Genomic DNA, 13,677 nt, shown 5'->3' with positions numbered 1-13,677 from the left:
CATCGCGTTATTGCGTTGTGGTGCGGAATTTGGTCGCTACCGGGCATTGCGGACATACGTTCAGCCTCCCGATCATCAATATCGATTTATGAGCACACCCCAGGGGCGGCTGGCCGGACGCATCATTCCGCGCTAAAGGGCAGCGATGGATGAACTTGCATCAGCAGCCGGCAGCGAAAGCCCCTGCCAGGCCTGCGGCGCCTGCTGCAGCTATTCGCAGAACTGGCCGCGCTTCACCACTGAGGATGATTCCGACCTCGACCTGATCCCGGAAAAGTTTGTCAATGAGCGGCTGTCGGGCATGCGCTGCGACGGCGACCGCTGTTCGGCGCTGTCCGGCAAGGTGGGCGAGGCGACCGCCTGCACGATCTATGCGGTGCGCCCCGAGGTATGCCGGACCTGCATGCCCGGCGATCCCGAATGCGCGATGGCGCGGAAGCGGCATGGGTTGGCGGTGCTGTGACACGACACGCACACGATGTCGTCCCTGCGAAAGCAGGGATCCATACGCCGCGGCAGATATTGCTGGAAAAGAAAGATAACGACCAGCGTGTGAAACAATTTCGGCTGGTGGTTATGGGTCCCTGCTTTCGCAGGGACGACGGATAGAACGACAGCTACGCCGGCACCGCTTCGGCGATATCTTCGTCGTCGAGATCCTCGATCGGGGCGAAGGTGGAGAGCGGCTTGGTCGAGAGCGTGATCGGCTTGCGGTTGCCGTAGGACGACGACGGCGCGGAGCGTGCGGCCGGTTCTCGCGACAGCGCGTAGAGGGTGGAGCCGACGCGGCCGCCCAGCGAGATCAGTTCGCGCTCGGTGCAGCTGGCGGCAATCGCAAGGGCCAGCGAGTGCAGGTGGCTGCGGCGGTAGCAGAACAGCGCCAGCATCGCGCGCGTCTCGGAGGAGACGCTCTCCACCAGAAGCGACAGCCCATTGGCGTTGGCGCGGTACATCTCGCCGAGCAACTCGTCCCGGACCGGGCAGAAATCGTTCTCGAAGGCGTCGCGGCTTGAAAACATTGCGGTTCTCCCTATGCGGAAGATGCAGTGCAATTCTCTAACGAAAGGTTAACTAAGGGGGGCAGTAGTGTTCCGGGGCACTTGCCACTTACGGCCGAAGCGGAACGCGCGGGTCGAAGGCGATTTGCGCTGGATCGAATACGCCTTCATCGATACCGCCACGGCCGGCATTGGGCAGGCTATCGCGTGGCGGAGGTCGGTGCCTATCCGGAATAATGCGGTCCCAGGCCGGATCAGTTCGCCGCCATGAAGATCGCCAGGCCGAAACCGGTGAGATGGTGCAGCGCCTGATCGACGCCGATCAGCGTCCAGAACCACGGATGCTCATTCTCCAGCGTCACCCCGAAGGACGACGCGCAGATCCCCTTGATGCGGTCGATCGTGATGTGAATGGCGAAATCGATAAAGGCGACGAACCAGAACCGCGGCGCGAACACCATGATCAGCAACAACGACGTCACCAGATGCACCGAGCAATGCGCCAGCAGCGGCATCGCCCAGCCGGTCTTCTGGTCCTTGCCGATCGCCATCCAGGAAGTCTGGAAAATAAAGTCGGCAATGATGTGCTTCACCGTGAGAAGCAACATCCATCCCACCAGCGCAGCAACCGGGACCGACGACGACATGGAAGGAAACAACAAAGCTGACGCCCTTTGCTGGGGACTAACGAGGTGGCAATAAAACCGGGGGTCTAGGCTGTCAGCGAATTTTCTTCTCGAACCCGGACGTGAACGTTGCCGTTATTTATGGCACCTCCCGGAGCGGAATGCACCTGTGGGCGGTCCGAAAAAACGGTGGTGTGGCCGAACGGCGATACTGCGGCATCGGCGCGCAGCTTGCCCCGGGGTAAGGTTACCGGCGGGGCGATTTGCAATCCGGCGGGGGCAGGATATCATTGCCGCACAGGGAAAATTATCGTTCTTTTCTAGGTATTTACGAATTCATTTGGATGGCCTGCGACGCCGATTTGGCGCCGGTGGTGGCCGTGAAGACCGCGGCAAAGCGCGTAATCCCCGACTGGTCACCCCGCTGCGGCGCTCGAGCCGCTGGCGGGCACCCGCGCCCTGATTTCAGCGATCTTGCGCTTGAGTGCGACCTGCCGCGGATCGGGCAGCGCCGCCGTGCGGGCCTCCGCAACCGCGGCGCCGAGATCTGGTAGCGCCAGCACGCCGTCGAAGGTTGGCTTGGCCAGACCATCGATGATCGCGTTCCAGTCCGCCATGCCCTGACGGTAGACGTCGCCATAGCTCTCGATCATGGTCGCGGTCTGCACGATTTCGCCAGCCGCCTTCGGCTGCTTGACCAGGCTGCGGCTGATCATGTGCAGCCAGCGCTCTACCCATTGCCGTTCCTTGGAATAACGCACCGAGTAGCGCCGCCACCGCTTCAGTCCTGCTTCCATCTTCAGGCGGCGAATGCCCACCCGGCTCGCGGTGCTGAAACGGACGGAAATCCGCTTGTGCGCCCACCCCGCCCATTCCAGCGCATCGATCAGATACTCGGCAATAACGGCAGGAAGCGCGCTGACCAGTTCATCGACCCGGAATTTCCGGATATCGACCGAGCCTGCCGGCGTGCCGGACGCCTCGTCGCGTTCGGCCATCTTGAGCTGCGCAATCCGGATCGGATCTTGATAGCTCATGCGCACCGCCATCAGCCGCGCAATCTCGACCAGCATCGCATCATCGACCCCGTTCCGGCCGACGAAGCGCCGCAGCCGGTCGACGTAAAGCTGCGCGTAGTCCGTGCTTTGATACTCGATCAGCAAATGGATGGCATCGCTGGCGACCGCGGTGACGGCCTCCGGCAGACCCTCGGGAAGAAACGGCGGAGTGTCGTCCTCCTCGCCGATGAAATCGGCGAACAGATACCGCAACGACGACAGGAAACTGCGATCTGACACTCCCCTGGCTCCCGGCCTCTACGTGGGCTTCGGCACGGCGGAGGCGGCCGCCGTCTGCTGGGCCAGCCGCTGCTCGAGCGCCTCGATGTTCTGGAACAGCCGGGCGCTGGCGAGACGCAGGAAGTAGAAACCGAAGGCCGGATTTTGCACGTAGAGTTCCTCGACCTTGCTGTAGCTGACGCTCAGGATGAGACCGTCCTCGATGCATTCCAGCGACTGGGTTCGCATGTTCGACGGCGACAGCATGCCGAGCTCGCCGACGATGGCGCCGACCGGCAGCACGATGCCGGACTCGACCAGCTTGAACTTGCCGTTGACGATGTAGAGCATGTCTTCGGCCTTTTCGTCCTTGTAGAACAGCATTTCCCCGGCCGCGCACTTGCGCTCGGTCATGAACGGCTTGAGCCATTCCATCGACAGGTCGCTGTTGACCGATTTTTTCACGTCGCGCACGAGCTGCAGCATCTGGTGCAGCCGGTACGAATTGATCAGCAGCATCGCCGCCTGCACCACCATGATCAGATAATTATGAGCCGGAATGGCTGTCACGAACAGGATGATGTTGGCGAGAATGCCGAACACCCGCAACGGGATCATCGTCCGCATCGTGGTGGTGGCGACCACGAAGATTGACGCGAAGACGGCGCCGGCGGTTCCTGCATGTTCTGCCAGATGAGACGGATCCATTGGAAGCCAACCAATTTTCAGGGAGTGAATTTTTTCGCCATTCTGTTGCAGTGCCCGCTATCGTAATGGCCGGAGGCTATTTTTGATATACGAGGAAAGAACGACGATTTGCCGGGGTTTTCACCAATTCCGGGTAAAATTTGACCCGGACCCGGTCCGGCCGCTGATGGCAGGGCGGCCCGACCTGGCAGAGACCTTTGACGCCAAACGGCGTGCGATCGAGACCAAGTAAAAAGAATGGAGAACGATATGCCCAGTTCAGCCGAGACGGCGAGCGCGCCGCTACTCGAAATCAATGCGGCGCGCGCCACCATCCGCCTCAATCGGCCAAAGCACCTGAACCGGCTGCAGAGCGAGGATCTCGGCGAGCTCGTGAAACTGTTCGACCGGATCGAGGCCGATCCTGACATCCGGGTGCTGATCCTGACCGGCACCGGCCGCGCCTTCTCGGCCGGCTACGATCTCAATTCGGTCGCCGACCGCGCCACCAGCGCCAGGGAAGAGCAGAGCGCCGGCTCGGCGTTCGAAGTGGTCGTCAACCGGCTGGAAGACCTCGGGGTGCCGACGATCTGCCGGCTCAACGGCGGCGTCTATGGCGGTTCGACCGATCTGGCGCTGGCTTGCGATTTCCGTATCGGCGTCGATACCGCTGAGATGTTCATGCCGGCGGCGCGGCTGGGCTTGCATTATTACACGAGCGGCATCGAACGCTACGTGACACGGCTCGGCGTCGACAATGCGAAGAAATTGTTTCTGACGGCGCAGAAGATCCCGGCGCCGGAGATGCTGCGGATCGGCTATCTCACGGCGATGGTTTCGATGGAGATGCTCGACCAGGAAGTCGACAGCCTTGCCGCGGTTCTCGCCGGCAACGCGCCTGTCGCGATGCGCGGCATGAAACGCGCCATCAACGAATTCGCCCGCGGCAAGCTCGACGAGGAAGCTGCAAACCAGCGCCATCGCGAGAGCATGCGCAGCGCCGAGATCAAGGAAGGCATCAAGGCGTTCGCCGAAAAGCGGCCGCCGCGATTCTGACTGTGTGAGGGACGTTCCCCGGATGCTGCGCAGCGCGCCGCACTTGCGGCGTGGTGCGCTGCTAAGCCGGGGTCCATCGGCCATGGGTCCCGGCTCTGCGGAGCAGCGTGACACGCTGCACCGCGTCCGGGAAACGACACACCACCCCCCACGAAACATTCCTGAAACACGATTCTCCAGAACCGGCGTGAACGAATATTCACGTCGCGCCGACAGAGGTGCAGGGACGAAACAACGGCCCCCGCGCCATTCAATTGGAGAACGACTATGCTTCGCAAGGTTACCCTCGGACTGATCGCTGCCACCGCCCTCACCCTCGCCGCTGCTGCGCCTGCTGCCGCTGGCCCCTTCCATCACCACCACCACCACGGCCATTGGGGCCACGGCTGGGGTCATGGTTTTGGCGTCGGCTTCGGCGGCGTCTACCTCAACACCGGTTACGGCTATAACGACTGCATCCAGCAGCGCTGGATCGAAACCCGGCGCGGCCTGCGCCTGCGCACCGTCAATGTCTGCGCCTACTGATCTCGTCTGAATCCAGATAGCGAAAAGCCCCGGCCGCCATTGGCGATCGGGGCTTTTTCCTGTGCGCTGTATTTGAGCGCGCTATTCGTCGAAGAAGGTCACGGTATCGGCCACGCTGGCGCGCGAGGTCCGGTAGCTGTTGACCTGGTGCGCGTGGTCGGCAAAGCCGAACGAAATGCCGCAGACCACGCGGCGGTCGTCTGCGAGCTTGAAGTGACGGCGGATCAGCCCGGAATGCCGCGCCAATGCCGCCTGCGGGATGGTGCCGAGACCGAGCGCCTGCGCCGCCAGCATGAAATTGCCGACATAGGCGCCGCAATCGACCGCACCGTAAATCCCGAGCGGTTCGTCGGTGTGAATAATCGCGACATGCGGCGCGCCGAAGAAGTTGTAATTCTCCAGCGCCTGCTTGGCGTAAGCCATCTTGTCGCCTCTGGTGATGCCGAGCGTGTTGTAGAGCTGGAAGCCGCTCTCGCGGCGGCGTTCGAGATAGACCCCGAGATATTCCCGTGGCGGCGTGAAATCATGATCGTCCTTGGCGCCCGAGGCGGCCTCGGCATAGATCGCCTTGCGAAACCGCTCCTTGGCCTCGCCGCTCGCGATCAAGACCTGCCAGGGCTGGCTATTGCACCACGACGCCGTGCGCTGCGACACGGCGAGGATATGCTCGATGGTCTCGCGCGGCACCGGCTGCGGCAGAAACGCGCGCACCGAGTAACGTTCGCCGAGCAATTCTTCGAGCACGCCGATGCGATCCTCGCTCGCGTAGCGCGCCTTTGCCTTTGCATCCATCGTCATCGCCCCTTGGTCGGGATCTTGTTGAACGGAACGTCCTTGTCGACCCTGATGTCGCCGGGCAGGCCGAGCACGCGCTCGGCGATGATGTTGCGCAGGATTTCATCGGTACCTCCTGCGATCCGCATCGACGGCGATGACAGCAGCATCTGCTGGAACTGGCCGCTCGCGGTTTCCTCATCGGCGCCGGTCAACGCACCGGCCGCCCCTTCCAGGTCCATCGCGTAGGTCGCGATGTCCTGCAGCATCGTGCCCGACACCAGTTTGCCGATCGAATTCTCCGGTCCCGGACGCTCGCCCTTCGACAGCGCCGAAATCGCACGGTAGCTGGTGTATTTCAGCCCGCTCGCCTTCACCGCCCAACTTGCCAGCCTGGAGCGCGTGGCCGGGTCGTCGATCGCGAGCCCGTCTTCGGTCATCAGGTTCGAGCAGAACTCGAACATTTCGGGAAAGCCGGTCGCCAGCCTGGAGCCGATCGACATGCGCTCGTTCATCAAGGTGGTGAGCGACACGTTCCAGCCATCGCCGACCGCGCCGAGGCGCTGATGATCGGGAATCACGACGTCGGTGAAATAGACCTCGTTGAATTCCTGCATGCCGTTGGCCTGCTTGATCGGCCGCACCTCGACGCCCTTGCTCTTCATGTCGAGGAAGAACATCGTCAGGCCCTTGTGCTTGGGCACGTTGGGATCGGTGCGCGTGATCAGAAGACCGTAATCGGAATAATGCGCGCCCGAGGTCCAGATCTTCTGGCCGTTGACGATCCAGTTGTCGCCTTTCTTCTCGGCCCGGGTGCGCAGGCCTGCGACGTCGGAACCGCCCGCCGGCTCGGAGAACAGCTGGCACCAGATATGTTCGCCGGAGGCGAGCTTCGGCAGATAGTGCCGCTTGTGCTCCTCGCTGCCGAACGCCATCACGGTCGGGCCGCACATGCCCTCGCCGATCTGGAACGGCTGCGTCAGCTTGCCGTAGACGCCCTCTTCCTGCTGCCAGATCACCTTCTCGATCGGCGTCGCACCGCGGCCGCCATATTCCTTCGGCCAATGCAGACAGGCCCAGCCGCCTTCGGCCTTCTTCTTCTGCCAGGCCTTGCCGACATCGACGATCTCTTCCTTCTCCAGCCGGATGCGGCCGAGCGAGGACTTTGAGAGCTCCGCCTCGTATTTCTTCGGCGCGTTGGCCTCCATCCATTTGCGGGCGGTGGAACGGAATTCGGCTTCCTGCGGGGTATCGTCGAAGTTCATGGCGGACCTCTCACGTTTTTAATTCTTGCGTCAGTCTCAAACCCTCATGGTGAGGAGCGCGAAGCGCGTCTCGAACCATGAGGCCACCAGTCGGGCTTCATCCTTCGAGACGCGGCCAAGACGCCGCTCCTCAGGATGAGGTCTTCAGCTACGCTCTTCCCTTGGTCGGAATCTTGTTGAACGGCACATCCTTGTCGACCCTGATATCGCCGGGCAGGCCAAGCACGCGTTCGGCGATGATGTTGCGCATGATCTCGTCGGTGCCGCCCTCGACGCGGGTGCCCGGCGCCCGCAGCAGCATCGCCTGGAATTTTCCGGCGACTTCCGCATCCTCCGGCCCGCTCAGCGCGCCGGCGGCGCCCTGCAAATCGAGCGCATACATCGCGACTTCCTGCACCATCGAACCCGCCACCAGCTTGCCGATGGAGTTTTCGGGACCCGGACGATCGCCCTTCGATAGTGCCGAGATCGCGCGCATGCTGGTGTATTTCAGCCCGCTCGCCTTCACCGCATAGTTCGCCAGCCTGGAACGCACGTTGCGATCCTCGATCGCGGGGCCGTCGTCGAGCATCATGCTGTTGCAGAAATCGAACAGCTCCGGAAAGCCGGTGGAAACGCCGGCGCCGATCGACATGCGCTCGTTCATCAGTGTCGTCAGCGAGACGTTCCAGCCGTCATTGACGGCGCCCAGCCGCTGCGAGTCCGGGATCTTCACATCGGTAAAATAGACCTCGTTGAAATCGGACTGCCCGCTGGCCTGCTTGATCGGTCGCACCTCGACGCCGGGGCTCTTCATGTCCAGGAAGAACATGGTGAGGCCCTTGTGTTTGGCCACATTGGGATCGGTGCGCGTCAGCAGGATGCCGTAGTCCGAATAGTGCGCGCCCGAGGTCCAGATCTTCTGGCCGTTGATGATCCAATCGTCGCCCTGCTTTTCAGCGCGGGTGCGAAGCCCCGCGACGTCGGATCCCCCTGCGGGTTCGGAAAACAATTGGCACCAGACCTTTTCGCCCGAGGCCAGCGGCGGCAGATACTTGCGTTTTTCCTCTTCACCCGCGAATGCCATCATGGTCGGCCCGCACATGCCGTGACCGATGATGAACATGCCCGAAAGTTTGCCGAACGGGCCCTCTTCCTGCTGCCAGATCACGCGTTCGATCGGGGACGAGCCGCGGCCGCCATACTCCTTTGGCCAGTGCAGGCAGGCCCAGCCGGCATCGGCCTTCTTCTTCTGCCAGGCCTTTGCGACCTCGAGGATGTTGGCGCCCTTCAGCACGGTGCGGCCGAGCGAGGATTTGCGCAGCTCTTCCTCGTACTGCTTCGGCGCATTGGCCCCGATCCAGGCTTTCGCCTCGGCGCGGAACGCGGCCTCCTGCGGGGTGTCATCGAAGTTCATTCGCGTGGTCCTTCAAATTCTCTGGTCGTCCCGGCGAACGCCGGGACCCATAACCACCGGCCTACAAAATTTAACCCGGGCGCTCGCATCGTCATCCAATCGAAACTTCCCGGCGTATGGGTCCCCGCGTTCGCGGGGACGACACCATTGCTATTCACGCAGCGTTCTTCTTGCGCATGCGGTCGATCAGCTGATCTTCCCAATACGACAGGCTGCCGAGCGTCACCGCGGTCGCATTGGCGCGGCGGTAATACATGTGGCAGTCGAACTCCCAGGTGAAACCCATGCCACCATGGACCTGGATGTTGTTCTTGGAGCAATGCTGGAACGCCTGTGTCGCGCTGATGCGGGCGGCCGCCGCGGCCTCCGGCAATTCCGAGGCGTTGGTCGAGAGCGCCCAGGCGCCGTAATAGCAATTCGAACGCGCCAGCGTCGCCGATACATACATGTCGGCGAGGATGTGCTTCACCGCCTGGAACGAGCCGATCGGTCGGCCAAAGGCGATACGATCGAGCGCGTAATCGCGCCCCATTTCCAGCGCGCGGTCGGAACCGCCGACCTGCTCGAACGCCATCAGGACGGCGGCGCGGTCGAGCACCTGAGTGAGAATGCTCCAGCCGTCGCCGGCGGCGCCCAGCGGCTCGGCCTTGCAGTTCTTGAAGGTCAGTTCGGCCTGGCCATGCGTCGGATCAATATTGGTCAGCGACCTGACCTCGACGCCGCCCGCCTTGAGGTCGACCAGGAACAGCGAGATATCGGCATCGCGGCCCGTCGATCCCGTGCGCGCGGCAACGACGGCGAAATCGGCGATTGCGCCATCCGGCACCGGCTTCTTGACGCCGCTGAGCGTGCCGCCCGAGGCGGACAACTTGATCGCCTGCGGCGACGGATTGCCCTTGCCTTCAAACAGCGCCAACGTGCCGATCGCCTCCCCGGACGCGATCTTCGGCAACCACTTCTGCTTCTGCGCGTCACTGCCCGCGAGCAGCAGCGCTTCAGCGGCAAGATACACCGTCGAGGAGAACGGCACCGGCGCCAGCGCACGGCCCATTTCCTCGGCGATCACACAGAGCTCGAGATGGCCGGCACCCGCGCCGCCGAATTCTTCCGGGATCGCAACGCCGAGGAAACCCATCTCCGCGAGCCCTGCCCAAAGCGCCTTGTCGTAGGTCGCCTTGCCGTCCAGCACCTCACGCACCGCCTTCGGCGGGCACTTCTCGGTGAGGAATTTTCTCGCCGCGTCGCGCATCTGCTTTTGTTCATCGGAGAAATCGAAGTTCATGGCGGCTAGCCTTTTCGTTGCTGTCATTCCGGGGCGATGCGAAGCATCGAACCCGGAATCTCGATGTAATAACCTCTGGATTCCGGGTTCGCGCTACGCGCGCCCCGGAATGACGAATGGAGAGAACGTGATCTTCAATTCAAAATAATCACGTCCTCCCCGGGATGAGCGGCGTAAAGCCTTTCCACCAGCGCAGCGCGGCGTTCGAGGCCGGCGCGCTGGTTGATGTAGCCCTTGTCGGTGAGTTCGTTGCCGTCGATGGAAGGCGGCTCCGCCATCAGCATGGCGCGGGCGATCCGCGTGCTGCTGCCGGTGCTGGCGGCGTTATGCGCCTGCAGGCCCTGCTTCAGGCACGCGATGACGGCTGGATGTTTGACGACCTCTTCATAACTCGCCTCGGGATTGCCTGTGATCTGCCGGCAGGCATGCAGATTGGGCCAGGCCAACAGCCCGATGAATTCCCGGTCCTGCCCCGCGACCAGCGCGTCGTGCACCACGGGCGTGGCGGCTGCGATCGCATCGGTGCGCAGCGAGCCAACATGAACGAAGGTGCCGGTGGTGAGCTTGAAGTCCTCGACCACACGGCCGGCGAAGATGATGCCCTGCAGCGGATCCTCGTCGTCGACGAACACACCGGCATCGCCGATGCAGTAAAAGCCTTCCTCGTCGAACATCTTCTTCGTCAGATCAGCCTGGCCGAAATAGCCCGGGGTGACGTTGATGCCGCGCAGGCGCAGCTCATATTTAGAGTCGCACGGCACCATCTTCAGTTCGACGCCGGGGAACGGCAGACCGATCAAGCCTACGCGCTCGGTGTCCCAATAGGTGCCGGTAGAGGTCGGTGCAGTCTCGGTCGAGCCCCAGCCGGTATAGAACACGATGCGCTCGCCTGATGTCTTCACCGCCAGCGCCTGCATGCGGTCATAGAGATCGTCGGGCAGCCGCGCACCGCCATAAGCCATGACGGTCAGATTTTTGAAGAAACTACGACACAGCGCGTCGTCCTTCTCCATCGCCGCCGCCAGCGCCGCATAGCCGGCCGGCACGTTGGCGTAATAGGTCGGCGACACCTCGCGGAGATTGCGAAGGGTTTCCTCGAATTGGCCCGGCATCGGCCGGCCGTCGTCGATATAGAGTGTGCCGCCATCGACCAGGATCGGATGGAATGCCGCGTTGCCGCCCATGGTGTGATTCCAGGGCATCCAATCCAGCATGGTCGCGATCGGCCCGTTCGGATCGCGCGGCCGCACCTGCATCATCATCGCCGCATTGGCGCACATCATTTCTTGCGTGTTGATGACGGCCTTGGGCATGCCGGTCGAGCCCGAGGTGAACAGCAGCTTGCCGACGCTATCCGGCGCAATTTTTGCGATCGACTCGTCAACCGCCTTGGTCACCAGCGTCGCCGCGAGATCGGCATAGGACACGCTCTTGATGCCCTCGCACGGCCGCAGCACATGCACGACCGTGACGCCGGTGAGATCGAGCGCCTTCAAAGCCTTTTCGAAGGTCGGCCCGTCCTGCACCATCACGATCGCAGGCTTGATCAGGTTGAAGAGATATTTGAGCTTGAGATGGTCCTGGCTCATCAGCGAATAGGCCGGCGACACCGGCGCGGCCGGAAGCCGGGCCTGCATCGCGGCCTGCGTCATCAGCGCGTGCTCGATGGAATTGCCGGAAAGGATCGCGACGGGGCGGCTGTCTTCCACTTCGAGATCGAGCAGGCCCTGCGTCAGCGCGTCGACGGTGCGCTTGGCTTCACCGTAGGAAACCTTCCGCCATTGCCGGTCCGCGCCACAGCGCTGCGCCAGCCAGATACGTTCGGGCGCTTGCCTGGCCCATTTCGCGAGCGAGGCCGGAATATGATTCTCATAAGGTTGCAGCGGAATGCGCGACTTCAGCACGATGACGCCGTCCGGCCGCCGCGCGACATCGATGTCGCGCTTCAGCCATGCGATCTTGCGAAAGCCGGGTTTGGTGAGCACCGCGGCTGCATTCCCACTCATATTGCGTCTCCCGGAATTCGGTCCTTTGCGGATCTTTCTCTATCGTTTGATATAGACAGGCTTTCGCTTTTCAAGGAAGGCCCTGATGCCTTCGCTGAATTCTTCGGAGCGGCTGCACAGCACTTGATTGCGATCTTCCATCGCGATCACGGCCTCGATCGAGCCGGCGTCGACGCTCATATTGAGGCATTCCTTGGATAGCCGCAGCCCCACAGGCGAAGCCGTTATCATCGCCTCGACATAAGGCTCGGCCGCGGCGTCGAGCCCGTCTTCCTCGACCACTTCAGAGACGAGACCGACCGCGAGCGCGCGCTCGGCGCCGATGAAGCGTCCGGTCAGGATCAGTTCGGAGGCCAGGGAGACGCCGACCAACCGCGGCAGGAAATAGCTGGTGCCGATATCGCAGCCGCCGAGGCCGAGCTTGATGAAGGCGCAGTTCATCCGCGCCGATTTGGTCGCGATGCGAATATCCGCCGCCAGCGCCAGCGCAAAGCCGCCGCCGGCCGCTGCACCCTGCACCAGCGCAATGATCGGCTGCGGGCAACGCCGCATCAGCATCACGATGTCGGCGATCCGGCGCTGCGAATCCAGCGACTCGGTGACGCCAGGCGGCTCCTGCTGCCCGGCCCGACGCTGCATCGCGTGTTTGAGATCGAGCCCGGCGCAGAAATTCTGGCCGGCGCCCTTCAGCACCACCACGCGCGTGGTGCGGTTGCGCTGCAGGCCTTCGAAATAGGCGTTCAGGGCGTCGATCATATCAGGGTTGAGCGCGTTGAGGCTGTCCGGACGATTGAGCGTCACCCGGTCGACCCCGTCATCGTGTTCGATCAGCAGCGGTTGAGTCATCTCAACCTCCCCACCGTCGTCCCGGCCAAGCGAAGCGCGAGCCGGGACCCATACGCCGTGTCCTCTCGATGGGGCATGGTCGCAGAGACCTTCCTAAAACAAGAACCGCCGCGGAGTATAGGTCCCCGCTTTCGCGGGGACGACGACCGTTGGGAGCAAGAACTACCGGGGCGCCATGCGGATGGCGCCATCGAGACGGATGGTTTCGCCGTTCAGCATCGGGTTCTCGACGATGTGAACCGCGAGGTTGCCGTATTCGGAGGCATCACCGAGTCGTGCCGGATGCGGCACCTGCGCGCCCAGGCTTTTTCGCGCTTCCTCGTTCAAACCCATCAGCAGCGGCGTCAGGAACAAGCCCGGAGCGATGGTGTTGACGCGGATTTTCAGGCTGGCGAGGTCGCGCGCGGCCGGCAGCGTGAGGCCGACGACGCCGCCCTTGGACGCCGAATAGGCGATCTGGCCGATCTGGCCCTCATAAGCTGCGACGCTGGCGGTGTTAATGGCAACGCCGCGCTCTTCACCGATCGGCGGCGCGGTGGCGAGCCGTTCGGCGAACAGGCGCAGCACATTGAACGTGCCGATCAGATTGACGTTGATGATGCGGACGAATTTGGCCAGCGGATAGACGCCGTCCTTGCCGACGGTGCGCTGCGAGCCGCCGATGCCGGCGCAGTTCATCAGCACGCGCGCGATGCCGTGCGCAGCTTCGGCCTTGGCGATCGCGGCCTTGATCGCGTCCTCGTCAGTGACGTCGGCATGCAGCGCAATGCCCTTCACCTCGGCCGCGACTTTTTCGGCGTTTTCCTTGTTCTGGTCGATCACGCCGATTTTCGCGCCTTTGGCGGCCATGGCGCGGGCGGTAGCGGCACCGAGGCCGGAGCCACCGCCGGTGATGAGAACGGCAACGTCTTGTAACTGCATTTCTTAAGACCTTTCCTT

14 protein-coding genes are annotated in these 13,677 nt (G+C 62.7%); 3 read left to right on the top strand and 11 right to left on the bottom strand.

The genetic code is table 11. The features are described from left to right. The first annotated feature begins 145 nt into the window (after positions 1–145). Positions 146–463, top strand: coding sequence for a YkgJ family cysteine cluster protein (locus ACSQ84_RS31645; protein ID WP_436215661.1), 318 nt, complete (start codon positions 146–148; stop codon positions 461–463). Positions 464–617: 154 nt separating this feature from the next. Here ACSQ84_RS31645 and ACSQ84_RS31640 read toward each other — a convergent pair whose 3' ends face one another. The 4 genes from ACSQ84_RS31640 to ACSQ84_RS31625 all read right to left on the bottom strand — a co-directional run bounded on the left by ACSQ84_RS31640 (position 618) and on the right by ACSQ84_RS31625 (position 3,609). Continuing rightward, complete coding sequence (locus tag ACSQ84_RS31640) at positions 618–1,019, bottom strand: hypothetical protein (RefSeq protein ID WP_436215660.1); 402 nt, start codon at positions 1,017–1,019, stop codon at positions 618–620. Positions 1,020–1,252: 233 nt separating this feature from the next. Further along, positions 1,253–1,606 carry a DUF3307 domain-containing protein gene (locus tag ACSQ84_RS31635; protein WP_436215659.1) on the bottom strand — a complete coding sequence of 118 codons (354 nt, stop codon included), beginning with the start codon at positions 1,604–1,606 and terminating at the stop codon, positions 1,253–1,255. A gap of 434 nt (positions 1,607–2,040) precedes the next feature. After that, a complete protein-coding gene (locus ACSQ84_RS31630) occupies positions 2,041–2,922 on the bottom strand; it encodes a DUF6537 domain-containing protein (RefSeq protein ID WP_436215658.1) in 882 nt (293 codons plus the stop codon). Between the two features lie 18 nt (positions 2,923–2,940). Continuing rightward, complete coding sequence (locus ACSQ84_RS31625; RefSeq protein ID WP_436215657.1) at positions 2,941–3,609, bottom strand: Crp/Fnr family transcriptional regulator; 669 nt, start codon at positions 3,607–3,609, stop codon at positions 2,941–2,943. Positions 3,610–3,858: 249 nt separating this feature from the next. On the opposite strand from ACSQ84_RS31625, the gene ACSQ84_RS31620 reads away from it, so the two are divergent. Both ACSQ84_RS31620 and ACSQ84_RS31615 read left to right on the top strand, forming a co-directional pair. After that, complete coding sequence (locus ACSQ84_RS31620) at positions 3,859–4,644, top strand: enoyl-CoA hydratase/isomerase family protein (RefSeq protein WP_436215656.1); 786 nt, start codon at positions 3,859–3,861, stop codon at positions 4,642–4,644. Positions 4,645–4,911: 267 nt separating this feature from the next. Continuing rightward, positions 4,912–5,169, top strand: a complete 258-nt coding sequence (locus ACSQ84_RS31615; RefSeq protein WP_436215655.1) for a hypothetical protein — start codon at positions 4,912–4,914, stop codon at positions 5,167–5,169. Positions 5,170–5,250: 81 nt separating this feature from the next. On the opposite strand, the gene ACSQ84_RS31610 is transcribed toward ACSQ84_RS31615, so the two are convergent. From ACSQ84_RS31610 to ACSQ84_RS31580, 7 genes are all read right to left on the bottom strand, one after another. Further along, positions 5,251–5,961 carry a nitroreductase gene (locus ACSQ84_RS31610; protein ID WP_436215654.1) on the bottom strand — a complete coding sequence of 237 codons (711 nt, stop codon included), beginning with the start codon at positions 5,959–5,961 and terminating at the stop codon, positions 5,251–5,253. Positions 5,962–5,963: 2 nt separating this feature from the next. Further along, the gene (locus ACSQ84_RS31605) at positions 5,964–7,208 is read right to left on the bottom strand and encodes an acyl-CoA dehydrogenase (protein WP_436215653.1); all 1,245 of its coding nucleotides are present in this window, start codon (positions 7,206–7,208) and stop codon (positions 5,964–5,966) included. Positions 7,209–7,356: 148 nt separating this feature from the next. Beyond that, on the bottom strand, positions 7,357–8,604 hold the full coding sequence (locus tag ACSQ84_RS31600) for an acyl-CoA dehydrogenase (RefSeq protein WP_436215652.1): 1,248 nt from the start codon (positions 8,602–8,604) through the stop codon (positions 7,357–7,359). Positions 8,605–8,758: 154 nt separating this feature from the next. After that, the gene (locus ACSQ84_RS31595) at positions 8,759–9,886 is read right to left on the bottom strand and encodes an acyl-CoA dehydrogenase family protein (protein WP_436215651.1); all 1,128 of its coding nucleotides are present in this window, start codon (positions 9,884–9,886) and stop codon (positions 8,759–8,761) included. A 134-nt stretch (positions 9,887–10,020) separates the two neighbouring features. Further along, positions 10,021–11,892, bottom strand: coding sequence for an AMP-binding protein (locus tag ACSQ84_RS31590; RefSeq protein WP_436215650.1), 1,872 nt, complete (start codon positions 11,890–11,892; stop codon positions 10,021–10,023). Positions 11,893–11,931: 39 nt separating this feature from the next. Continuing rightward, the gene (locus tag ACSQ84_RS31585; RefSeq protein ID WP_436215649.1) at positions 11,932–12,738 is read right to left on the bottom strand and encodes an enoyl-CoA hydratase/isomerase family protein; all 807 of its coding nucleotides are present in this window, start codon (positions 12,736–12,738) and stop codon (positions 11,932–11,934) included. A gap of 162 nt (positions 12,739–12,900) precedes the next feature. Then, entirely contained in the window at positions 12,901–13,659 is a 759-nt protein-coding gene (locus ACSQ84_RS31580) for an SDR family NAD(P)-dependent oxidoreductase (protein WP_436215648.1), read from the bottom strand. Positions 13,660–13,677 lie beyond the last annotated feature (18 nt).

This window comes from Bradyrhizobium sp. LjRoot220 (assembly GCF_964252915.1).
In the GTDB taxonomy this organism is placed as follows: Bacteria; Pseudomonadota; Alphaproteobacteria; order Rhizobiales; family Xanthobacteraceae; genus Bradyrhizobium.
This window is presented reverse-complemented; position numbering and strand designations above follow the sequence as displayed.

Coding starts and splice junctions, on each gene's coding strand:
- ACSQ84_RS31645 (WP_436215661.1), top strand. CDS start 146: ATGGATGAACTTGCATCAGCAGCCGGCAGCGAAAGCCCCTGCCAGGCC.
- ACSQ84_RS31640 (WP_436215660.1), bottom strand. CDS start 1,019: ATGTTTTCAAGCCGCGACGCCTTCGAGAACGATTTCTGCCCGGTCCGG.
- ACSQ84_RS31635 (WP_436215659.1), bottom strand. CDS start 1,606: ATGTTGCTTCTCACGGTGAAGCACATCATTGCCGACTTTATTTTCCAG.
- ACSQ84_RS31625 (WP_436215657.1), bottom strand. CDS start 3,609: ATGGATCCGTCTCATCTGGCAGAACATGCAGGAACCGCCGGCGCCGTC.
- ACSQ84_RS31620 (WP_436215656.1), top strand. CDS start 3,859: ATGCCCAGTTCAGCCGAGACGGCGAGCGCGCCGCTACTCGAAATCAAT.
- ACSQ84_RS31615 (WP_436215655.1), top strand. CDS start 4,912: ATGCTTCGCAAGGTTACCCTCGGACTGATCGCTGCCACCGCCCTCACC.
- ACSQ84_RS31610 (WP_436215654.1), bottom strand. CDS start 5,961: ATGGATGCAAAGGCAAAGGCGCGCTACGCGAGCGAGGATCGCATCGGC.
- ACSQ84_RS31605 (WP_436215653.1), bottom strand. CDS start 7,208: ATGAACTTCGACGATACCCCGCAGGAAGCCGAATTCCGTTCCACCGCC.
- ACSQ84_RS31600 (WP_436215652.1), bottom strand. CDS start 8,604: ATGAACTTCGATGACACCCCGCAGGAGGCCGCGTTCCGCGCCGAGGCG.
- ACSQ84_RS31595 (WP_436215651.1), bottom strand. CDS start 9,886: ATGAACTTCGATTTCTCCGATGAACAAAAGCAGATGCGCGACGCGGCG.
- ACSQ84_RS31590 (WP_436215650.1), bottom strand. CDS start 11,892: ATGAGTGGGAATGCAGCCGCGGTGCTCACCAAACCCGGCTTTCGCAAG.
- ACSQ84_RS31585 (WP_436215649.1), bottom strand. CDS start 12,738: ATGACTCAACCGCTGCTGATCGAACACGATGACGGGGTCGACCGGGTG.
- ACSQ84_RS31580 (WP_436215648.1), bottom strand. CDS start 13,659: ATGCAGTTACAAGACGTTGCCGTTCTCATCACCGGCGGTGGCTCCGGC.